Source organism: Helicobacter turcicus (assembly GCF_019711685.1).
GTDB lineage: Bacteria > Campylobacterota > Campylobacteria > Campylobacterales > Helicobacteraceae > Helicobacter_D > Helicobacter_D turcicus.
Window position 1 is genome coordinate 74,376 of sequence record NZ_JAIGYQ010000003.1, and the last position, 21,741, is coordinate 96,116.

Genomic DNA, 21,741 nt, shown 5'->3' on the forward strand with positions numbered 1-21,741 from the left:
AGTGGTGCCCGGGGCCGGACTTGAACCGGCACGGACACAATGTCCGAGGGATTTTAAGTCCCTTGTGTCTACCATTTCACCACCCGGGCTTGTGTTATTAGAATTTACTCTTATAATTTTCAAAATGGAGCGGGAGACGGGGATCGAACCCGCGGCCCCAACCTTGGCAAGGTTATGCTCTACCACTGAGCTACTCCCGCATGTGCATAAGTGAGCGTGAAATTATAGCGATGCTTTAATAAAAAATCAAGGGATTTTTAAAATAATGTGTTAAAGATTGATTCTAATTTCAATATGTGTTTTGTAAGTTTGCTGCAAGCCTAATTAAGTGCCTAAGTGCTTAAGTATAAATAGGGAAAATTGTAAGAAATTTGGTATAATTTTTGTTTTTTAAGAGGTAAGGAATATAATGCAATTAGCTTGGTTTGGAATCTTATTTAGTGCGTGTTTGTTGATATTTGCTGGTTGTGAAGAAAGCACACAAGAGATAACAACAGAGGCGACAATGCCAGAAAAGAAACAAAAACTTTTAGAGAATTTGACACTACAAGCAAACAATGGTGAGACTTTGGTGATTAATCAAAAGGGACAAAAAGGGCAGAATGAGTTTGCTTTTCTAGAATCAAAGTCAAGTGTTTTGGAAGATTTGAGTGTTACAGATGTAAATGGAGTAAAGAGCATTAAAATTTTGGTATTTTTTACGACTTGGTGCGACCCTTGCAAAGGAATTTTGCCACATTTAGAAAATCTCAAAAATCAATTTGGAGATAAGATTGCGTTTTTTGGGATCCCTATTGATGATCTAGTAGGAGAGATGGAGAATTTTAAAGGCGCGGTGCAAGTTTTTAGTGAGGAAAATATGCTTAATATACCACTTATCTTAGATGAAAATCGTGTAGAGCTTTTTAGGACACTTGGTGGAATAGAGGGTGTGCCATTAATTGCGATGTATAGAGAAAATGGAGAGTATATTATTCACTATTTAGGAGCGGTTCCAGAGGAGATGATAGAATTTGATTTATCCCAAAACTTACAGAATCTAGAGGAACGACAAGAGCTGCAGAATTTTAAAGAGAAGGTGCAGTAATGTTTGGAATCTTTAAAAAAACGTTAGAAAAGACTACGCAAAATATTCGCGATTTGTTTCCTAAAACACAGAAAAAAATCAGCAAGGAAGTATTAGAGGAAATTTTAATTGCAACAGATATGGATTATGAGTTAGTAGAAATGATTTTATCTCCTTTAGGTGATGAGATTAGTAAAAATGAGCTAGAAGTTGCTTTATTGCGTTTATTTCGTGGAGAGAGCTATTATGATAAAGTTCAAGCTAAAGAGATTAATGCAAAACCTTGTGTGGATTTGATTGTAGGTGTTAATGGCGCAGGGAAGACAACAACAATTGCTAAGTTAGCGCATTTATATCAATCACAAGGAAAAAGTGTGGTTTTGGGTGCTGGAGATACTTTTAGGGCTGCAGCTATTGAGCAGATAAAACTTTGGGGACAGAGATTAGGAATTCCAGTAATTGCTTCACAAATGGGGCATGACCCATCGGCTGTGGCATTTGATACAATAACTTCAGCGGTAGCAAAAAACCTTGATATTGCGATTATTGATACAGCTGGGCGTTTGCATAATCAGAGTAATTTACAACAAGAGCTTCAAAAAATTATGCGCATTTGTGATAAGGCAAAAGAGGGTGCGCCACATCGCAAAATTTTGGTTTTAGATGGCACACAAGGCACTTCAAGTTTAGAACAAGCTAGGATTTTTAGTCAAACTCTAGGGGGCGTAGATGGTGTGATTATCACTAAGCTTGATGGCACAAGTAAAGGGGGGGCGATTTTTAGCATGATTTATGTTTTACGCACTCCAATTCTCTATATTGGCGTAGGTGAGAGAGCGGAGGATTTGGTTGCTTTTGATGAAAATCGTTATATCCAAACAATTTTAGATTCCATATTTACCGATTAAATGGCAAAAAAAAAGATACAAGTTTTTGAATGCCAACATTGTGGATTTCAAAGTTCTAAATGGCTTGGGAAATGCTCTAATTGTGGAGCTTGGGAGAGCTTTTTAGAATTAAAAGAAGAGCAAATTGAAGCCTTTAAGAGTTTAGCGACTAAAAGTGTGAAAGTTACACCCATTACAGAAGTGCAAAGAGAAGAGTTTGTGCGCTTTAGCTCTGGGGAGAGTGAGCTTGATATTGTGCTAGGGGGTGGAATCGTTCTTGGGGGAATGTATCTTGTTGGTGGGAGTCCTGGTGTTGGGAAATCCACGCTACTTCTAAAAATCGCAAGTAATTTAGCAAAGAGTGGTAAGGAAATTCTATATGTTAGCGGAGAGGAGAGTGCTTCGCAAATTAAGCTAAGAGCAGAGCGATTAAACGCGTTGGACAAGAATCTTTATTTGTTGAATGCAATTAAATTAGAAGAAATTTTAGTGGCAATTAAAAGCAAAGATTATAGCCTAGTTGTGATTGATAGTATTCAAACACTTTATAGTGAGGGGATTACTTCAAGTCCGGGAAGTGTTTCGCAAGTGCGTGAGGTAACTTTTGAGCTAATGCGTCTTGCAAAAGAATATGGAATTTGCGTGTTTATCATTGGGCATATTACAAAAGATGGCGCGATTGCAGGTCCTAGGATTTTGGAGCACATGGTAGATTGTGTGTTATATTTTGAAGGGGATTCTAGTCGTGAATTGCGCTTTTTGCGTGGATTTAAGAATCGTTTTGGCAACACAAGCGAAATTGGAATTTTTGAAATGCAAAGCAATGGTTTAGTGGGCGCAAAAGAAGCTTCTAAAATCTTTTTCTCAAAAAAAACTTCGAGTCCAGGAAGTGCGTTAAGTGTTGTTATGGAGGGTTCTCGAGCACTTGTTTTAGAAGTGCAAGCGTTGGTTAGTGATTGTGCTTATGGTGTTCCAAAACGTGCTTGCACAGGATTTGATTCTAACCGCTTAAATATGATTTTAGCCCTTTTAGAGCGTAAATTAGAAATCCCTCTTAATCGCTACGATGTGTTTATTAATATTACAGGTGGGATTAAAATCTTAGAAACAGCGGCGGATTTAGCCATTGTTGCAGCAATTTTATCAAGTTTTAGAAATCGTGCTTTATCTAATTCTAGCGTGTTTATTGGAGAGGTGAGTTTAGTAGGAGATGTACGTGATGTGCCAAACACAGAACAAAGGTTAAAAGAGGCAATCTCACTTGGAATCACACATGCCATCGTGCCTAAGAAGATTAAACAAGATTTAACAATCAAGTGTTTTTGTGTGCAGGAGGTTACAAAAATCATTGATTGGATGTAGGGATAAAATCTTCTAGAACCTCTTCTTGCATAATGTAGGCAATTTCTAAGGTGAAAGTCTGATTTATGCGTTGATTTACAATCACAATAGGTGAGGTGAAAAATCCGTTAGGATAGAGTTGATAGCGTAAGTTTAGCTGTATTGTATCACTTAAGCCTTCACATAAAAGAGTGTTGAAATCTTGTGTTTTTAGTAAATCTTTAAAGGCATTAAATTCTAAAAGTAAGATTCCTTCTTTATTAGCATAGCCTATACCTTGTTGCCAGAACTCTACTTTGGCTTTTATGGGTTTGTTTAGCATAGAGTAGTTGCAAATAAAACTTGGAATCGTGCAATCCCCAACCTTTAATAATCCACTTAATATGCGGTAATGTTGCACTTTACGCTTAATAATTTGGTAAGGTTTTTGCGTTTGCTCTAATTGTGTGCGGGTTTGAAAGTTTTTAAGGCGCAAAGCGGGGAGATTTCTTGTTTCTTTTGGGAGATTTAGGACGGAGAGTAGTTCTAAGGGACGCTTTTGTGATTTTTTGCGTTGAGCTTCTAGAGCATAGAGACAGCCGCAATAATTTTGGCGATAAAGATTAGTATCTCTAGCAAGTTTGTTTTGGAGTTGTGTCCCTCCGTTGCTTCTCACATCAATAGACAAAAAGGCAAGATGATGCTTATTGGCAATTGTTTCACCTTGAGCAAAAAGTTCCTCTTGGGATTTCATAGGGCTTGCAAGTAGAGTTGTTGTAAATTCTACGCAATGAGATTCTAGTGCAACTTGTGCGCTCCTTTCTAATCTAAAATCAAAGCAATAGCTACAACGTTTTCCTTTTTCTGGAGCATTCTCTAAGCCCTTGCTGCCCTCTAACCACTCTGCAAGATTGTATTCCCCCTCAATAAGAGGAATCTTAAGTTGCGCACAACTGCGTTTCACATCAAAAAGGCGCATTTGGTATTCTTCAAAGGGGTGGATGTTAGGATTATAGAAAAAGCCACAAAAGTTTTTATTGGGGTATTTTTCTTGAAGTTGGGTTAAAAAGTGATGGCTATCCACGCTACAACAAATGTGCACTAAAGTAGTGTTTTGATTAGTGAAGTCATAGGGAATCTTGGACATTATTTTGCCTTTTTTGTGGAATAGAATCTTATAAACCATTTGCTTATGGATTTGCAACTAGAATAAGATTATCCAAAGTCTTTTTAATACAAATCTTAAAATGTTTTATATGGTATTGGTATTTGCTCTTCCATCTTTTATTAACACAATAATAAGTGAAAGGATTGTTAAAATTTCCACAAGGATAGCGGATAACATCATAATAAGGATAAAAAGCAATTATACGTTTTGCCATTATATCTGCTAGGCTTATATTGCCTGTTGATGGGCTTATAATGCAATCAAAGATTTTTGTTAATTCAATTAAGTCAAAAATATCACTCCCATTGTGATAAACAAAAATATTTTTTAATTGATAAGCAGGGGAAGTTTTGTTGCCGTAAGTTGTCCAAATAAATAAAAATTGTGGATAGATTAATGCAAACTCTAAGAGAAGTTCCCACCAATCTTGTTCTTTTAGATTGTAATTTGAATCTGCAGAGTGGCAATATGCATTGATGTTAATGATTTTGGAATATTTTTGAATCTCTAAAGGGCATAAAATATTTTTTATTTTATTTTGGTTTTCTTTTTTTGTGTGTAGGGCAATTTCATGAAAGTCGCATAAATGGATATTGGAGTCATAGTGTTTTTCATCAATTGCCCGAATTAGTCGTAAATAACGTTCTCTATCTGCTTGTTTCCAGCGATTTGTTGGAAGAATTTTAAATTTTCGTGCAATAAGGTTGTGCAAATGCCAAAAGGTAATGACCTTATCTATATTTGCCTTTTTCAAAAGTTTAATAATATCTGTTTTTGGGTTTGCTAGAATAAAAAAGTTTAAGTTAGTAGATTGTAAAAAAGTATGCAAGGATTGTTCATTGAGAATTGTAATGTTTGTGGTAAAGTTGGAATTTTTAGCAAATTGCTCTCCTTTATGGGTTGTTAGAAAAGTAATCTCTGCATTGGGATAAAGTTTGCAGAGGGCGAATAAAGCAGGTAATAATACGCAAATATCACCTATTGCGTTATAATTCCCATAAAAGGCTATTTTCATATTATTTTCTCCTTTTGTCTGCGTATGTTTTATAGAATGATTTGGACTTCATTTTCTAGAGTGATTTTAGATTCTGTATAAACTTTTTCTTTTGCTAGTTGAATTAAATCTAAGGCTTCCTCAAAACTAGAATTTCCGAGATTGACTAAAAAATTAGCATGGATTGGACTAAACATTAAGCTTTTGTTTTTACCAAATTTTACACCTTTTAAGCCCACATTTTCTATTAATGCACCTGCAAAATTGCCTTTAGGATTCTTGAAGCAACTCCCAAAACTAGGCTCTTTTGGTTGATTTTGGCGCATTTTAGTGAAGGTTTCTACAAGGCTAGAGTTAAAATTTGCCTGTTTTTTAAAAATTCCTGCAAATATTAGCCCTGAAATTGCGCTATTACGATAGGTTAGCCCCAGCGATTCCACACTTTTAAAACAAAGTTTAGTATTAGAATCTAGCATTAGAATTCCTTGTAGAACATCTTTAATTGCGTAAGTTTTTAGTCCTGCGTTCATTTTAATGATTCCACCGATACTTCCGGGAAGTTTGGATAAAATCTCAAAACCGAATAGATTCTTGCATTTAGCATAAGAAAATAGCCTGCCACTAGGTGTTGCTGCGCCTACTTCTAAGCAATCCCCTAAGTCTTTAATATAATCAAACTTCTTGCTTAGGGTGATGAGGTTTTTTGCGTTTGGAGAGATTAGGAGGTTATTTGCTTTGCCAACAATGTTAATAGGTGTGCCACTTTGCAAAAACATATCATAGTCTTCTAGGGATTCTATGAAGTTTAAAGGCTGGATAGCACCGATTTTAACACTAGTGTAGTGTGAGAAGTCAATAGTTTTTTGTAACATTAAAACAAAAAAGTTGGCATCATGTTAAAAATACGCGTTGTGAAATCTATTAGCATATTTAACATCCAAGGCATTGTAAAGATAATAACAGCAATGACAGCTAGGATTTTTGGCACAAAAGTAAGTGTCATTTCATTAATTTGCGTGGTGGCTTGAAAAATACTAATCATAAGCCCAACTATAAGCCCAACAAGTAGCATTGGAAGCGATAGAATCAATGTAATTTTATAAGTTTCAATGGCGAGATTCATTAACTGCGCTTCCATAAATTTTCCCTTATTTTTTACTTGATAGAGTCCCAAATCATCTCTGCTTTGCCATCTTTTTCCTCAACTGCTGCTAACCCCATAATGTTATAACCGCAATCCACATAATGAATCTCTCCTGTAACAGCACTTGCAAGCGGAGAGAGTAGATACATTGCAGAGCTTCCAACCTCTTCTATTCCAACATTTTTGCGTAAAGGAGCATTTGCCTCATTCCATTTTAAAATGAATCTAAAATCCCCGATTCCACTTGCTGCAAGTGTTCTAATTGGTCCAGCAGAAATAGCATTGACACGGATACCCTTTGGTCCTAAATCATGTGCTAAATAACGTACGCTAGATTCTAATGCAGCTTTTGCAACACCCATTACATTATAATGTGCTATGTGTTTAACTGCACCTAAGTAACTAAGTGTCAAAATAGAAGCATTTTCATTTAATACCGGCTCCAGTTCACGACAAAGCTCAATAAGAGAATACACAGAAACTTCCATTGCGACATTGAAAGCTTCTTTGGAAGTGTCTAGGAAGTTACCATCTAGTGCTTCTTTTGGAGCAAACGCTACGCTATGGACAAGAAAATCAAGCTTACCAAAGTCTTTTTGAATGTGTTCTCTTAAACTTGCAAAATGCTCTTTTTTGCTTACATCAAGTGCATACACATACGCGCCGCTACCTATTTCTTCGGCAATTGGACGCACACGCTTTTGGATTTGCTCATTCATATAAGTTAGCGCAATGGTTGCGCCTTGAGCTTTACAAGCTTTTGTGATTCCATATGCAATAGATTTATTGTTTGCTACACCGACAATTAACCCTTTTTTTCCTTCCATAATCATAATTTAGCCTTTAAAACGAATTTTCTAAAATTTTGCAAAAGCTTTGAATCTCCCAGCTTGCACTTCCAACAAGCACACCATCAACACCATCTAAGCTTAGGATTTCACTCACATTTTGTGGTTTCACACTTCCGCCATAAAGAAGCGGAATTTTACCTAATTTTTGCTTTAAGCGCGTGTGGATTTGCGTGATTTCTTCTAAAGTCGCGCTAATTCCACTACCAATTGCCCAAATAGGTTCGTAAGCGATAATTAGCTTAGGATAGTCTAAGGCAATACCTTTTAATTGTGATTCCAAAAACACTAAGGTAGAATCTAAGCCCTTATTTTTAGTTTCTAAACTCTCGCCAATGCAGTAAAAAATCTCAAAATCTTGCCTTGCGAAATAAGCAAACTTTTGTGCGCAAAACTCTTGAGATTCTCCTAGAATCTCGCGTCTCTCACTATGTCCAATTAATAAAGATTGAATTTGAAATTCATGGAGTTGCTCTAAACCGATTTCACCAGTAAAAGAGCCACATTGTGTAAAATAAGCATTTTGCGCACCGATTGAGAAATGCTTAAAAGTATTGTCTAAAAGTGCGGTTGTTGGGGGGAAAATGGTGATTTTATTAGGATTTTTCTGTGTGTTTAAAAAAGATTCTAATGTTGTGCAAAACTCTTGTGTACTTCTTCTTGTGTGGTTAGTTTTAAAATTACTAGCAATGATTTTCATTAAGGATTCCTAGAGTTTATTTTGGTTGGGCATTATAGCAGAAGTTTTTCTAGGAGTTTGATGAATACCTATGTGTATTTACCTGCGAACAGACCAAAACAAAGTCTGGAATTATAATCCACAAGTAAGGAAGTTAAGAGAATAGAGAGGAATCTCTCAATTGGATTTAGTATTGGATATTGGTATAAAATCTGTAGCTTTTAATTGTAAAAATAACAAATATGGCAAACATTTTAATCTAGAACATCTTTAAAATTTCAAAAAGATTAAAGGTTTCTATTGTAGATTTTTGAATATAAGTATTGAGAATTGTATGGAGTTAGTGGTTGGTAGTGCTATAATTTTAAAAATTTTAACACATTTAGAGAGTTGTTATGTTTTTGGAAAAAGCAAAAAAAGAACTCGGATTAATTTTTACTTGGAATCAAAGTGATAGGTCGTGGCAAATGCCTTTCTTTGCTGCGCTTGGTGTGGCTGTAATTTTGTTTGTTGCAACTCTTTTTGGTCGTCCTAATTTTGGACTGGTTTCTGTTATTGGGGCAATGATTTTTTTGTATGTGCCTGATACTCCCATTTATCACAAAATGATTTTAAGTATGACGTGTGCATTTGGAATCACTGTGTCTTTCACGCTAGGGCTTGTGGGGCAGAGTTTTCCGCAACTTATTCCGCTCATTGTTTTTGGTGTAACACTTGTGAGCGCACAGGTTGTGCGGTATTTTAGTATAGGCGCACCGGGATTTTTCTTTTTTACTTTTGCTACGATTCTTGGGACTTATATTCCCTTTGAAGTGGCGGATTATCCTATGGCAATTGGTCTTGTTGCGCTTGGGACGATGGTTGCAAACATTATGGTATTGTTGTATTCTTTAAGTGTTATTTATATTTTTAAGCATACTATTAAACCCATTCCAAAGGTCGGAGAGCTCGGTTTTGGAGTGATTGTGATTGACCCTATAATTATTGCTTCTTTTGTTGGGTTTGCTATGTTTTTGCAAAGTCATTTGGAGCTAGATCGTGGATATTGGGTTGGGATTAGTTGTGCTGCGGTGATGACAGCAGTTACTTTTAAGCAGATTTGGATTAAGCAACTCCAAAGGATTCTAGGCACGATTGCTGGGGTAAGTTTGGCTTATTTTTTGCTACATTTTACATTTAGTCCGATTGAATTTGCACTTTTAATGATGATTTTAATGTTTTTTGCAGAATACACCGTAGTGCGTAATTATGCGTTATCAATGGTATTTTTAACTCCCTATTCTACTTATTTAGCAGAAGTTAGTAATTTTATGCAATATAATCCAGATGTGATTATTCAAGCTAGAGTTTTGGACATCATCATAGGAAGTATTATTGGATTAATTGGCGGAGCATTTATGCATTGGGGGACGTTGCGTAGAGTTTTGGAATGCATTGCAAGGAAAATTGTTTTTAAGTGGATTGGTGCGGAGTAAATTGGAATCCTATCTATTTTAAAATTCTAGGCAGGGTAATTCCTTTTTGTCTTTGATACTTGCCCTTTTTATCTTTATAGCTCACTTCGCAATCCCTATCACCTTCTAAAAATAACACTTGTGCAATTCCTTCATTGGCATAAATTTTAGCAGGCAAGGGCGTTGTGTTTGAAATCTCAATGGTAATATGTCCTTCAAATTCTGGTTCAAAAGGTGTAACATTGACAATAATTCCACATCTTGCATAGGTGCTTTTACCAAGACAAATTGCTAAAATATTGCGTGGAATCTTAAAATACTCCACTGTTCTAGCAAGCGCAAAAGAATTTGGTGGCACAATGCACACATCTCCTACAAAATCCACGACATTTGCCGCATCAAAATTTTTTGGATCTACAACCATTGCATTAATATTTGTAAAAATTTTAAATTCATTACTTACTCTAATGTCATAGCCATAACTAGAAAGCCCATAGCTGACCACACCTTTGCCCACTTGATTCTCACAAAATGGCATAATCATTGTGTGTTCTATCGCCATTTTTCTAATCCAAGTATCTTCTTTTAAACCCATTTTATTCCTTGCTAAGTGATTATTTTATTTAAATGTGATATTATAACAGATTAAAGAGTGATTCTACTCCATACAAGGCACTTAAAGGCGCTTAGCTTTTGGGAATGCTAGATTAAACTTCAAAAAGGCTTTAGAAATGGATTTTAAAGATATTAAAGAACTCATCAAAATCTTTGATGCAAGCACTCTAAATCGTCTAAGCATTACACAAGATACGACTAAAATTAAATTAGAAAAAGGCGCAGGTAGAGAGAGTGCGCCTACTTTAGTTGCACAAACAACGTCAGCTCCAACTCAAGCTACACAAAGCCTTCCACAGGTAGCACCTGTTGCTTCTGCGTTAGCTCCAGCAGCGCCAAGTGGTGATACGATTAATTCCCCAATGGTTGGGACATTTTACCGCTGCCCTAGTCCAAATGCCCCAGCTTATGTTAATGTTGGTGATAAGGTAAAAAAAGGACAAACATTAGGGATTATTGAAGCGATGAAAATTATGAATGAAATTGAAGCGGAATTTGATTGTAAGATTGTGGAGATCATTCCAAACGATGCGCAACCTGTGGAATACAACTCTCCTTTATTTGTTGTGGAGAGACTCTAATGCCTTTGCAAAAAGAAATTAATACCATTTTAATTGCAAATCGTGGCGAAATTGCTCTAAGGGCAATTCGCACGATTAAAGAAATGGGAAAAAAAGCAATTGCTGTGTATTCTACGGCAGATAAAGATGCGCATTATTTAGACTTAGCAGATGCAAAAGTGTGCATTGGTGGAGATAAATCTAGTGAGAGTTATCTTAATATTCCAGCAATTATTTCTGCCGCGGAGCTTTTCAAAGCTGATGCGATTTTTCCCGGATACGGATTTTTGAGTGAAAATCAAAATTTTGTTGAGATTTGTAACCACCATGAGATAGAATTTATCGGTCCAACACCAGATGTCATGGCACTAATGAGTGATAAAAGCAAGGCAAAGGAAGTGATGAAAAATGCTGGAGTTCCAGTAATTCCCGGGAGTGATGGCGCAGTGGAATCCAAAGAGCAAGCTATTAAGCTTGCTAAAGAAATTGGCTACCCAGTAATTTTAAAAGCAGCAGCAGGTGGTGGTGGGCGCGGAATGCGTATTGTAGAATGCGAAGAGAATATGTTCAATGCTTATTTAGCAGCGGAATCTGAAGCCATTAGTGCATTTGGTGATGGCACAATTTATATGGAGAAGTTTATTGATAAGCCAAAGCATGTTGAAGTGCAAATTATCGCCGATAAACATGGTAATGTTTTACATATTGGTGAGAGAGATTGTTCGCTTCAAAGACGTCATCAAAAACTCATTGAGGAATCCCCTGCGCCAACACTGAAGCCAAAAACGCGTGAAAAATTGTTAAAAACTGCCATTACTGCGACAAAAGCAATTAAATATGTAGGGGCAGGAACTTATGAGTTTTTGTTAGATTCTAATCAGAATTTCTATTTTATGGAGATGAACACAAGATTGCAGGTTGAACATCCAGTGAGTGAGCTAGTAAGTGGCTTAGACATTATTGAGTTAATGGTTAAAGTGGCTGAAGGTAAAGAACTTCCAAAACAAGATTCTATAAGCTTTAGCGGGTGTGCAATGGAGTGTAGAATTACAGCAGAGGATCCTGTGAAATTCTATCCCTCTGCAGGGAAAATCACAAAGTGGATTGCTCCAGGTGGCAATAATGTGCGCATTGATAGCCATGCTTATGCGGGCTATGTTGTGCCGATGTTTTATGATTCTATGATTGGGAAGCTTATTGTTTGGGGACGCAATCGGGATGAAGCAATTGTTAGAATGGCACGTGCCTTAGATGAGTTTTGCGTAGAAGGTATTAAAACAACCATTGCATTTCATAAAGAAATGATGAAAAATGACGATTTTAAAAGAGGCGTTGTCCATACTAAGTATTTGGAGCAAAAAAATGACTAGTGGTTCTGTGAAAAGAGGCATAAAGTGGAACAAAAAATGCTTGTATCTCTTGGAAGTCGCAAGGATGCAAATTAAACTAAAATCAAGGAGATGAAAATGAAAATCGGGAATTCACAAAGCACAAATGAAAGTTTGATTAGCTTAAATAAAGCAAAAGAAGAGGAAAAAGACGCATTAAAGAAAATCTCTTCCCAGCGTCCTATTGATGCTACAGATGGTGCAAGTTTAGCAATTGCCAATGCGCTTTTAGCACAAGCAAATTCAATGAGTCAAGGTGTGAGAAATGCAAATGACGCTCTAGGTGTTATGCAAATTGCCGATGCGACGCTTTCAAATATTACAGATTCTGCAATTCGTATGAATGAACTCTCTGTTGCACTTGGAAATCCAGCACTAAATAGCGACCAAAGAGCAATGATTCAAAGTGAAGCAAATGCGCTTACACAATCTATGCAAGATGCAACAAGTCAAGCTATTTTTAATGGTAAGAATGTGTTTGGTGGGCAGATGAGCTTTGTAACAGGCAGTGGCACAGCAAGCATTAATATGCAAGCGCCAAATGTCGCAGATTTAAGCGTGAATAACCAGCAAAGCATTTTGGGCTTTATTGAGAGAGTAAATATGGAACGTGCAAATATTGGCTCTGCGATGAATGGAATCCAATCTGGTATTAATGCAAGCATGAACACAATTGTGAATTTGAAAACCGCTGAGGGTGGCTTAATGAAAGATGATGTGGCAGAAAACTATAATCAGCTAAATAGCGCAAAACTAAAAGAAAATGCAACGCTTTATGCAAGTTCTTTTAACACACAATACCTACAAAGTCGTTTAGACGCATTGCTTGGTTAATCTTTATCAAGCAGAGGGGGGATTCTTCTAAATTCCCCTTTCCCCCGAATCTCACTAGAAGAAGTGAATTAATCCTAACATTGCTCCCACACCCAAACAAATAAGCGAAATACCCCAAACCCAAAAGAAGCTTTTACTAATATGTTCTTTAATGCTAACTCCACTGATTCCGCAACCCAAAAGAGTTGCGGGGACAACAGGAGAAATGAAAGTCGCACAATTTCTAGCGACAACCATAATAATTGCGATACTCATTGGGTCGATTCCTAGCGCAGAAGTGATTCCAACAACAATGGGCATAATGCCAAAAAAGTAGGAATCTGTGCAGAAAATCAAAGCCATAGGAACAGCACTAATTCCTACGATAAGAGGAATTAGGATTAAAGCCCAATCAGGTAAAATCTCCAAAATCACATTTGCCATTACTTTCATAATTCCTGTTTTATCAAAAACACCAATAAGGATTCCAGCTCCAAAAAGTGTTGTTGCCATTAAAATTGCACTTTTAGAGTATTTATCAATGAGTTTTTGTGCAACCTCTAGCTTGGGATAATTAATAAATAAAGCAAAGCAGAATCCAAGCATAAATAAAAAATAGCTCGGAAAAATATTTGCAATTAGAAGCACTAAAATACTTAAGAGCAGGAGAATATTTAAAAAGAATCTATTGCTTGTGTGGTGCTCACCAAGTTCTAGTTGGTGAAAATTCTCATTGCCTAAAATATTCCCAGCTCCTCTTTTGATTTCTTGTCTTGCTAGGAGAATCGCAACACCTAGAGCTAATAAAAGCCCTGTGATTTGAATTGGAATGAGTTGATGCCAAATCTCATTTGCTTCTGTATTGATAATAGTTGCTGCGCGCAATGTAGGACCACCCCAAGGAAGGAGATTCATCACTCCAAGTGAAGCCGCCATAATCGTCATTAATGTTGTTTTGCGCATTCCTAGTTTTTCATAAATGGGTAGCATAGCGGGAATTACGATTAAAAAGCTAGATGCTCCAGATCCGTCTAAATGTGCAACAACAGAGATGATCACCGTTAAAATACAAATGCTATACACATTGTTTTTGCTAAATTTTAGCAAATAATTAATCATTGCATTAAAAACCCCCGCTTCATTTAAAAGCCCAAAAAACAAAATCGCAAAAATAAATAAAACCGCTGTGGAGCTTACGCTATTGATTCCTTGCCGAATAAAATATTTGAGTGCATCAAAATCAAAAATAGGATTTTCCATTTTCGCAAAATATGCAATGTCAAACTTTTCTTTTAAGAGACTTCCGATTCCTAGATGAAAATTTATTTCTAACAAAACAAGCAAAATTGCGCTAATACCAGAAACGACAATGAACGCAACAGATGGGGTTGTTTTGTCTGTTAGAAGAAGATAGACGATTAAAATAAGTGAAGCAAAGCCCACAAAAGCGAGAAAAAATTCCATAAAATATCCTTTTGGAGAAAACTAGCTATAATAATAGCAAACAAATAGATAGAATCGCAAATTCAATATTTTGTAAAGAAAGAGAAATGTTTGTATCGTCAAAATGCAATGCAAGGATTCTAAATTTCAAGGAGATATTATGTTTTTTAGCAAATATTCCGCAAGTGGCAATGATTTTATTATTACGCATATTTTTGGTATGCAACCCCACGGATTTGATAAACTTGCACAAAGGATTTGTAATCGTCACCAAGGAGTTGGAGCAGATGGTTTGATTATCTTAAAACCACACTTGGAATATGATTTTGAATGGGAATTTTATAATTGTGATGGCAGTGTGGCGCAAATGTGCGGCAATGGAAGTCGTGTAGCAGCAATGTATGCGTATCATTTAGGAATTGCAGGTGTCAAACAGAGATTCCTAACTCTTGCAGGTGTGATTGATACGACCATAGAAAACGAAGAAGTGGAAAGTGCGTTAAGCGGAGTAAAGGTGTTACAAGAAAGTATTTGTGAGTTTGGCAATACTTGGGCATTAATTGACACTGGAGTGCCGCATTTAGTGTGTGAGAAAAAGGGTGAATTAGGCAAGGAGGATCTGCGCTTTTTGCGCCATAAATATAATGCGAATGTCAATATTGCTACCATAGAGAAAGATAGAGTCATTGCGCGCACCTTTGAACGCGGGGTAGAAGATGAAACGTTAGCTTGTGGAACAGGAATGGCAGCAATGTTTTATTATTTGCTTTCTGCTAATAAGATTCCAAATCCTTGCCTTTTTAATCCTGCAAGCAAAGAGGATTTGTTTCTAAGAGAATACCAACAGAGACTTTATCTCAAAGGGAAAGTGCATAAAATCTGTGATTTTGTGTATTAATTTGTGTTTTTAAATGTTTTTGTAGCTAAGTCTTAAAAGCATTAATGAGAATAAACGCCCAAATCCTTAAGCATAATTTTTAATCTGTTGCTTTGTGCTACTTTTATTTCTAAATTTACATGGGCTTCAACTTGTATTAGTATTCTTCATAAAAGCTAAAAATCAAAAAGGTAAATAATGCAAAACCTAACAAAAAGCAATTTTTTAAGTAAAAATTTAATGCTCTAAAGTGTTAAGATGTGCTTTAAAAGGTATTTTTAGGTTTTTTAAGAGTCCTTTTGTCTATGCTTTAAAATTGCTTTATGTAAAACTAGAATTTTTGTGGATAATGTCATTTGTCTAGTAGAGCAAGGTTGGTATTAAGTATTAATTCGCAATTCTTATGAGTATTTTGTAAATTTGGGTAAAAGTGTATTTCCCAAAAGAGCGGTTCTTGATGGGCGACTAAGCATTTTTAAGCTATAAAAGAGTTGAAATTCTAAAGTGTCTTTAGACAGGATTCCAAACGCTTAAAACCTAAGTCAATTTCTGCTTTTGTAATGGTGAGGCTAGGTAAAAAACGTGCCGTGTTTTTGCCACTTTTTAGCACTAAAACACCATGGTTAAAAGCACTCTGCAAAAATGTATTTAGTGTTTCTGCATCTTTTACTCTAAGCCCACGCATAAGCCCTAAGCCAACTTCCTCCGTGAAAATTGCATAATGTTTTTTTTGTAAGTCTTGGAGTTTTTGTGAAAAGTATGTGATTGTTTTATTTAGTTCCCCGCTTACTTTAAGTGCGCTTAGAATCTCTAGCACCTCTAAAGCAGCACTTGTGGATAAGAAGTTTCCACCAAATGTGCTTCCATGGTCGCTTGGAGAGAAAATATCTTTTAGATTTGTTAGCACTGCTCCAATTGGCACTCCTCCAGCAAGTCCTTTTGCAGTGGTGATAACATCAGGAGTGATCCCATACACTTGGGAGGCAAAAAGCTCTCCGCTGCGGTAAATCCCTGTTTGGACTTCATCTACCATTAAAAGAACGTTTTTTTCTTTTAGAAATTTAGCTAGATTTTGCACTTCTTTCTTGTCAAATGGTGTGATTCCTCCTTCTCCTTGCACAAGTTCTAAAAGCACAGCACAAGTTACATTGCTAATTTTGTTTGGAATATCGCTTAAATCTTTTGCATACACAAATCCATCGGGAAAAGGACCAAAATAGTTGTGCATGTTGTTTTGTCCTGTGGCTTTTAGAGTGCTTATAGTGCGTCCATGAAAGGAGGAATCTAAAGTAATGATTTGGTAACGTTTTAATTCTCCATTAATCTCACCAAACTTTCTAGCAATCTTTAGCGCACCTTCATTTGCTTCTGCTCCAGAGTTTGCAAAAAACACACGCATATCATAACCACTAAGTTCTACAAGTTTTTTAGCAAGTTTTGCTTGTGGCTCTATAAGATAGAGATTTGATGTGTGGATTAGGTTTTGTGCTTGTTTATAAAGTGCTTTGCTTAAGCGTTTATTGCCGTGTCCCACGCTACATACAGCAATTCCCGAGCCAAAGTCAATATAATCCTTGCCATCTTCATCAAATAAGTGCGCACCACTTCCACGCACGAAATGCACATAATTGCGTGCGTAGGTGTGTAAAACATAGTCTAAATCCATTTGTTTTAGAGTTTGTGCGTCCATTAATTAGCCTTCATTAAAGAAATTTTAAACATTTTACCAACTTAAAGTTTTAGTAAGACTTACAAAAACTTTAATTTTCTAATATAAATTTTTCTAAGGAATTTATATAAAAGCGTTATAATTTCTCAAACTTTAGGTAAAAGGAATCGCAAATGGATAAATCACAAGAAATTGAGTTTATTTTTACATTAATATGTGAGCAATTAGATGCTGTTGCACCGCAGATTTGTCCCCTATTTGTAGCATTAAAAGATGGAAAGGACACGAACTTAGATGCGCTTAGCGCAGAGGATATTTCAAGTCTTATTAAAGCTTTCACTCTCTACCATTTGCTTTTAAATATCGTTGATGAGCGTTATTATCTAAGCAGGATAAAAAAAGGTGCGATTTTAGAGACTATTGCTGAACTTAGGGCGCAAAAATATGACGATGCAGATATTCAAGCCGTGCTTAAAAAAATCCGATTCTATCCTGTATTTACCGCACATCCCACAGAATCCTTGCGCAGGACATTTTTAGAGAGCTACCATGAGATGAGTGATGACTTAGAAACGTGGTTTAAGCTAGGAGATAAAAATGCTAAAGAGCATTTGAAATATCGCCTAAATTTGTTGTGGAATAGCCATATTGTCCGCAGTGAAAAGATAGAAGTGCTTTTTGAGTTAGATAATTTGCTTTATTTTATGGAAAGTTCAATTTTAAGAAGTGGTGCTAATGTGCTAAAAGAAGTGCAAGAAGCATTAAGTGAGCTAGGAGATAAAGAAGAATTAAAAAAATCCCCTATTCGTCTTGGAAGTTGGATAGGGGGTGATAGGGATGGGAATCCTTATGTTACAAATGCTGTAATGCTAGAAGTGATGAAACGTCAACATGAGACGATTATCCATCAGTATTTAAAACGTATTGATAAGCTAGGTCGTGAGTTATCTATTGCTCAAGAATTCATCAAGCCATCCCGCGCACTTTTAGAGAGTTTAGAGGTGGAAAAAGAACATTTAGATACTATGGCAAAAAAGCTTTTTTTGCAAGAACCATTCCGTGCGAAACTCACTTGTATGCGACAAAAGCTTCAAAACAGAATTCTCGCACTAAATTTGCCTCAAGCTTCGCTTAATGAAAATAAAATTTATATGTATGCGAATTCTAAAGAGTTTATTAAAGATATTGATATGATGATAGAATCCCTTGATAAGCGCAGTAGCATTTATTTAAAAGAACTAAAAAATCTAGCCCTTCTAGCTGGATTCCATCTTATGCAACTAGATTTTCGTCAGCATAGAGATGTGTTTTGGAATGCGCTTGCAGAGATTTTTTCGCATTTGGGATATGTGCAAGGGGATTTGTTGCTTTTGCCAGAGAGTGAGCGCACAAGGGTGTTAAACGTTGCTCTTAAAGCACCACTGCTAGATTTAAACACACTCTATGGCAAACTAAGTGTGCAGACACAAGAGATGATTCTAGCTTTTGTGAATTTCAAATGGGCAAAAGATAGGATTAGTGATAATATTATGGATTCTTGCATTATTTCAATGTGTCAAAGTGCAAATGATTTACTCTGTGTGCTGTGGTTTGCAAAGCAAAGTGGCTTGTGGTGTAAGGGCAAGAAAACACGCATTTCTATTTCACCTCTTTTTGAAACCATTGGTGATTTGGAGCTTGCACCTAGAATCTTGCGTGAATTATGCGCAAATCCACATTATGCAGAATACCTACAATCACACAAAAATTATCAAGAAATTATGATTGGCTATTCTGATTCTAGCAAAGATGGTGGAATCTTTGCTAGTAATTACTCACTAAAGCAAGCTATTAAAAATTTGATTTTGTTAGAAGATGAGCTAAAGATTAAATTTAGATTATTCCATGGACGTGGTGGAAGTGTGAGTCGTGGGGGAGGTGCGCTAGAAGATGCGCTACTTTCATCACCAACAAATAGTGTCGCTGGATTTTTGAAGACCACAGAGCAAGGTGAGGTGATTAGTGGAAAGTATTTAAATCCCAAAAAGGCAGAATCAAGCTTTGATAGTGCGCTTGCAACTTTGCTTAAGAAGTCTGTGTATGATAAGTTTGGAATGGAGATTAAGCAGGGTATGGATTTTGAATCAATTTTGCAAAAGATTAGCGCAGAATCTTATAAGACTTACCGCAAGCTTGTGTATGAAACAGAAGGGTTTATTGTGTATTTTAAAAGTGCTACACCCATTTATTTTATTCAGCAGTTGAATATCGGATCACGTCCTAGTAAGCGTAAAGATACGCAAAATGTGGAGGATTTGCGTGCGATTCCATGGGTGTTTGCTTGGACGCAAAATCGTGCAATTATCCCCGCGTGGTATGGGCTTGGAAGTGGTTTGGATGCGGCATTTAGAGAGTGTGGAGATAGGGGGGTTTTAAGGCGGTGTTATCAAGAGAATTTGTTCTTTAAAACTACCATTGATAATATTTCACAAGCTTTTTTGAAAGTGGATTTGGAGATTGCAGAACATTATAATGCCTTTGTGGAGGATGTGAATTTGCGCAAGGAAATTTGGGGTATGATTGAGACAGAGTATCATCGCACTTTAGAGTGGTTATTGTATGTTCGCAATGAGAAGTATTTGCTAGAGAGTGAGAAGTTAGTGCGAGAATCTATTTTACTAAGAAAGCCATTTTTAACGCGTTTAAGTTTCTTTCAGCTTTATCTAATGCGTGCTTATAGGGAAGCGCGTTATCCTGAGCAAAAGGAACGTATCGCAAAACAAATTGTTACAACAATTGTTGGAATTGCGCAAGGGATTAAAAATACAGGGTGATTTTATTTGCGCATAAATGAATGCAAAATTTCTTGTTTAAGAGCTGTAAATTGTTTTAAATAGACTACAATTGCGGCTTTGAAAGTTTTCAATTTAAGAAAGGAATTTTTATGGATTATGCGTTTTTTAGCCATTTTTTGCAACTCTCTAGCCCACAAATTCTGATGATTTTAGCAGTTCTTTTTGGAATCTTTTTTATTATCAAAAAAATGTATGCTAAGCAAATTAGCTTTTCTTTAAGAATGCTTTTTGCTCTTTGTGTTGGGCTTTTCTTGGGCTTTGTTTTGCAGTATTTAGCGGATTATCCTAGTGTAAATGAGGCAAGGGAAATTCTTTGGTATGCAGAAGCGAAGCATTGGTTTGGGTTTTTTAGTGCAGTGTTTGTAGCGTTTATTAAAATGCTAGTGATTCCATTGATATTTGCTTGTATTATAAAGGTTATTATAGAAATTGATAAAGATATGAAAATTTCCTCTTTGCTTGGTGTTAGTCTTTTTTGGATACTTTTTAGCACAGCCTTAGCTGCAATTATAGGCTTAAGTTTAGCAGTTGTGTTTGATTTAGGAAAAAATGTAGTTTTAGATGAAGGGGCAAGACAAATTAGAGAAATCACAACATTAACAAGTATCCTACAAAATCTAATTCCTAGCAATATCATTAATGCTATGAGTAAAGAAAATATCATTGCCATAGTGATTTTTGCTTTTTTGATTGGAATTTGCGCAAAACATATTAGCAAGAAAGAAGAGTATGAAAAATCTTTTGAGAGTTTTAAAAATAGCGTTAAAACTTTCTATGCCATTATGATGGAAATGACCGGAATAGTGATTCACTTTATGCCTTATGCTGTGGTGTGTATGATGGCAAATGTTATTTTGAGTAATGGTTTTGAGGCGATTAAGACGGCGGGGATTTTTATTATTTTGACTTATGTAGCAATGTTTGTAATGTTTGGAGTGCATTTTGTGTTGCTACTCTCTCAAGGGTTAAACCCTTTTATTTATATCAAAAAAGCCTTTCCTGTTTTGCTTTTTGCTTTTAGTTCGCGTTCAAGCGTGGCAACTTTGCCGCTTAATATTTCTACTTTGCAAGATAAATTTGGAGTTTCATCAGCGGTGGCTAATTTCGTTGCAAGTATTGGCACAACAACTGGACTTAATGGTTGTGCGGGATATTTTCCTGCAATGGCTGCAGTGTTGGTTGCAAGTTTATTGGGAGTGGAAATTGATTTTAGCTTTGCTTTAATGATCGTTTTAGTTGCAGTGCTTGGCTCACTTGGAATTGCTGGAGTGCCCGGAAGTGCTACAATGGCTGCTTCTATTATGCTTGCAGGAATTGGTTTTGGAGAAAATTTTATGCTACTTAGCCTTGTTTTAGCAGTGGATCCTATTGTGGATATGGCGCGCACAGCAAGTAATGTTTCAGGAGCCATGACTTCCGCACTTTGCACAGCAAAAAATCTTAAAGCATTGGATAAAAATATCTATAAGAGTTAAGCTTAAATAGGGATTATTCTTTGTGTGAAATGTGCAGATATTCTATTGCGGAATCTTGTTATGGGTTCTGCTAGAATTTGCTTTAAATCTCTAGTGTTTTTGTGCTACAAAGCTGTATTTACCATATTTTTCAAGAATTTTTTGTAAGGATTCTATATTTTCTTGTAAATAAGGGTAATAGTTTTACTTTTTCGCTTTGCAGTGTTTGTTGCTCTGCATTCCTTGCAAATTTGCCTTTTGATAGTATTAGCGACTTTGCATGGTGGCTAAAAATTTTTTGGTTGTTGTTTTTATATCTGATTGTCCTTTGTCTTGCTTTTTGCCAAATTCTACAATGTATTTTTTAGCTAAGGTTGAGCTTATTTTGCACCAGTTTGCACTATTTACAAGTGCTAAATCTTTAATCGCCGATAAACTCACCAATAATAACTTTATTTGGGAGTTATCTTAATATGCTCTTAGAAAGTATAAATTGACTGCGCACTTGAAAAATAGCGTTTGCATAGG

20 protein-coding genes, 2 tRNA genes and 1 pseudogene are annotated in these 21,741 nt (G+C 36.1%); 11 read left to right on the forward strand and 12 right to left on the reverse strand.

Annotated features, from left to right (window positions below; translation table 11 throughout):
• Window positions 1-2: 2 nt before the first annotated feature.
• Window positions 3-89, reverse strand: a tRNA-Leu gene (locus tag K4G57_RS03075).
• A gap of 36 nt (window positions 90-125) precedes the next feature.
• Window positions 126-200, reverse strand: a tRNA-Gly gene (locus K4G57_RS03080).
• A gap of 209 nt (window positions 201-409) precedes the next feature.
• On the opposite strand from K4G57_RS03080, the gene K4G57_RS03085 reads away from it, so the two are divergent.
• Genes K4G57_RS03085 through radA form a run of 3 tightly spaced genes read left to right on the forward strand, consistent with a single transcriptional unit; the run spans window position 410 to window position 3,315 of the window.
• Window positions 410-1,087 (forward strand): TlpA family protein disulfide reductase, encoded by a 678-nt coding sequence (locus tag K4G57_RS03085; RefSeq protein ID WP_236033188.1) that lies wholly within the window; start codon window positions 410-412, stop codon window positions 1,085-1,087.
• Window positions 1,087-1,974 carry a signal recognition particle-docking protein FtsY gene (gene ftsY / locus K4G57_RS03090; protein ID WP_221531718.1) on the forward strand — a complete coding sequence of 296 codons (888 nt, stop codon included), beginning with the start codon at window positions 1,087-1,089 and terminating at the stop codon, window positions 1,972-1,974. Before K4G57_RS03085 ends, ftsY begins: the two co-directional genes overlap by 1 nt.
• A complete protein-coding gene (gene radA, locus K4G57_RS03095; protein ID WP_221531719.1) occupies window positions 1,975-3,315 on the forward strand; it encodes a DNA repair protein RadA in 1,341 nt (446 codons plus the stop codon).
• On the opposite strand, the gene K4G57_RS03100 is transcribed toward radA, so the two are convergent.
• From K4G57_RS03100 to K4G57_RS03125, 6 genes are read right to left on the reverse strand one after another with little or no spacing between them, the layout of a single operon-like run.
• Complete coding sequence (locus K4G57_RS03100; protein WP_221531720.1) at window positions 3,299-4,420, reverse strand: epoxyqueuosine reductase QueH; 1,122 nt, start codon at window positions 4,418-4,420, stop codon at window positions 3,299-3,301. The genes radA and K4G57_RS03100 overlap by 17 nt on opposite strands.
• Window positions 4,421-4,463: 43 nt before the next feature.
• Window positions 4,464-5,456, reverse strand: coding sequence for a glycosyltransferase family 9 protein (locus K4G57_RS03105; RefSeq protein WP_221531721.1), 993 nt, complete (start codon window positions 5,454-5,456; stop codon window positions 4,464-4,466).
• A 29-nt stretch (window positions 5,457-5,485) separates the two neighbouring features.
• Window positions 5,486-6,307, reverse strand: a complete 822-nt coding sequence (locus K4G57_RS03110; RefSeq protein ID WP_221531722.1) for a UDP-N-acetylmuramate dehydrogenase — start codon at window positions 6,305-6,307, stop codon at window positions 5,486-5,488.
• Window positions 6,307-6,573 (reverse strand): flagellar biosynthesis protein FliQ, encoded by a 267-nt coding sequence (gene fliQ / locus K4G57_RS03115; RefSeq protein ID WP_221531723.1) that lies wholly within the window; start codon window positions 6,571-6,573, stop codon window positions 6,307-6,309. Before fliQ ends, K4G57_RS03110 begins: the two co-directional genes overlap by 1 nt.
• Before the next feature lie 17 nt (window positions 6,574-6,590).
• Window positions 6,591-7,412: an enoyl-ACP reductase FabI gene (gene fabI, locus K4G57_RS03120; protein ID WP_236033189.1), complete on the reverse strand. Its 822-nt coding sequence runs from the start codon at window positions 7,410-7,412 to the stop codon at window positions 6,591-6,593.
• Between the two features lie 10 nt (window positions 7,413-7,422).
• A complete protein-coding gene (locus K4G57_RS03125; RefSeq protein WP_221531724.1) occupies window positions 7,423-8,127 on the reverse strand; it encodes a triose-phosphate isomerase in 705 nt (234 codons plus the stop codon).
• Window positions 8,128-8,197: 70 nt separating this feature from the next.
• Between K4G57_RS03125 and K4G57_RS09070 the strand changes: the two are divergent.
• Both K4G57_RS09070 and K4G57_RS03130 read left to right on the forward strand, forming a co-directional pair.
• Window positions 8,198-8,420: pseudogene (locus tag K4G57_RS09070) on the forward strand (XRE family transcriptional regulator).
• An 81-nt stretch (window positions 8,421-8,501) separates the two neighbouring features.
• Window positions 8,502-9,581 (forward strand): FUSC family protein, encoded by a 1,080-nt coding sequence (locus K4G57_RS03130; RefSeq protein WP_221531725.1) that lies wholly within the window; start codon window positions 8,502-8,504, stop codon window positions 9,579-9,581.
• 13 nt (window positions 9,582-9,594) lie between these two features.
• On the opposite strand, the gene dcd is transcribed toward K4G57_RS03130, so the two are convergent.
• Window positions 9,595-10,155, reverse strand: a complete 561-nt coding sequence (dcd, locus tag K4G57_RS03135) for a dCTP deaminase (RefSeq protein WP_221531726.1) — start codon at window positions 10,153-10,155, stop codon at window positions 9,595-9,597.
• Window positions 10,156-10,291: 136 nt separating this feature from the next.
• On the opposite strand from dcd, the gene accB reads away from it, so the two are divergent.
• From accB to K4G57_RS03150, 3 genes are all read left to right on the forward strand, one after another.
• Window positions 10,292-10,756 (forward strand): acetyl-CoA carboxylase biotin carboxyl carrier protein, encoded by a 465-nt coding sequence (gene accB / locus K4G57_RS03140; RefSeq protein WP_221531727.1) that lies wholly within the window; start codon window positions 10,292-10,294, stop codon window positions 10,754-10,756.
• Window positions 10,756-12,105, forward strand: a complete 1,350-nt coding sequence (locus K4G57_RS03145) for an acetyl-CoA carboxylase biotin carboxylase subunit (RefSeq protein ID WP_221531728.1) — start codon at window positions 10,756-10,758, stop codon at window positions 12,103-12,105. The genes accB and K4G57_RS03145 overlap by 1 nt, the downstream gene beginning before the upstream one ends.
• Window positions 12,106-12,201: 96 nt before the next feature.
• Window positions 12,202-12,957 (forward strand): flagellin, encoded by a 756-nt coding sequence (locus K4G57_RS03150; protein ID WP_221531804.1) that lies wholly within the window; start codon window positions 12,202-12,204, stop codon window positions 12,955-12,957.
• 54 nt (window positions 12,958-13,011) lie between these two features.
• On the opposite strand, the gene K4G57_RS03155 is transcribed toward K4G57_RS03150, so the two are convergent.
• Complete coding sequence (locus K4G57_RS03155; protein WP_221531729.1) at window positions 13,012-14,400, reverse strand: SLC13 family permease; 1,389 nt, start codon at window positions 14,398-14,400, stop codon at window positions 13,012-13,014.
• Window positions 14,401-14,539: 139 nt separating this feature from the next.
• Between K4G57_RS03155 and dapF the strand changes: the two genes are divergently transcribed.
• Complete coding sequence (gene dapF / locus K4G57_RS03160) at window positions 14,540-15,277, forward strand: diaminopimelate epimerase (RefSeq protein WP_221531730.1); 738 nt, start codon at window positions 14,540-14,542, stop codon at window positions 15,275-15,277.
• Between the two features lie 478 nt (window positions 15,278-15,755).
• Here the strand turns inward: dapF and K4G57_RS03165 are convergent, their stop codons facing one another.
• Window positions 15,756-16,946, reverse strand: coding sequence for an aspartate aminotransferase family protein (locus tag K4G57_RS03165; protein ID WP_221531731.1), 1,191 nt, complete (start codon window positions 16,944-16,946; stop codon window positions 15,756-15,758).
• Window positions 16,947-17,098: 152 nt separating this feature from the next.
• On the opposite strand from K4G57_RS03165, the gene K4G57_RS03170 reads away from it, so the two are divergent.
• Both K4G57_RS03170 and K4G57_RS03175 read left to right on the forward strand, forming a co-directional pair.
• On the forward strand, window positions 17,099-19,738 hold the full coding sequence (locus tag K4G57_RS03170) for a phosphoenolpyruvate carboxylase (RefSeq protein ID WP_221531732.1): 2,640 nt from the start codon (window positions 17,099-17,101) through the stop codon (window positions 19,736-19,738).
• A 110-nt stretch (window positions 19,739-19,848) separates the two neighbouring features.
• Entirely contained in the window at window positions 19,849-21,234 is a 1,386-nt protein-coding gene (locus K4G57_RS03175; RefSeq protein WP_221531733.1) for a cation:dicarboxylate symporter family transporter, read from the forward strand.
• A gap of 246 nt (window positions 21,235-21,480) precedes the next feature.
• Here the strand turns inward: K4G57_RS03175 and K4G57_RS03180 are convergent, their stop codons facing one another.
• Window positions 21,481-21,654, reverse strand: coding sequence for a hypothetical protein (locus K4G57_RS03180; protein WP_346727931.1), 174 nt, complete (start codon window positions 21,652-21,654; stop codon window positions 21,481-21,483).
• Between the last annotated feature and the right edge of the window lie 87 nt (window positions 21,655-21,741).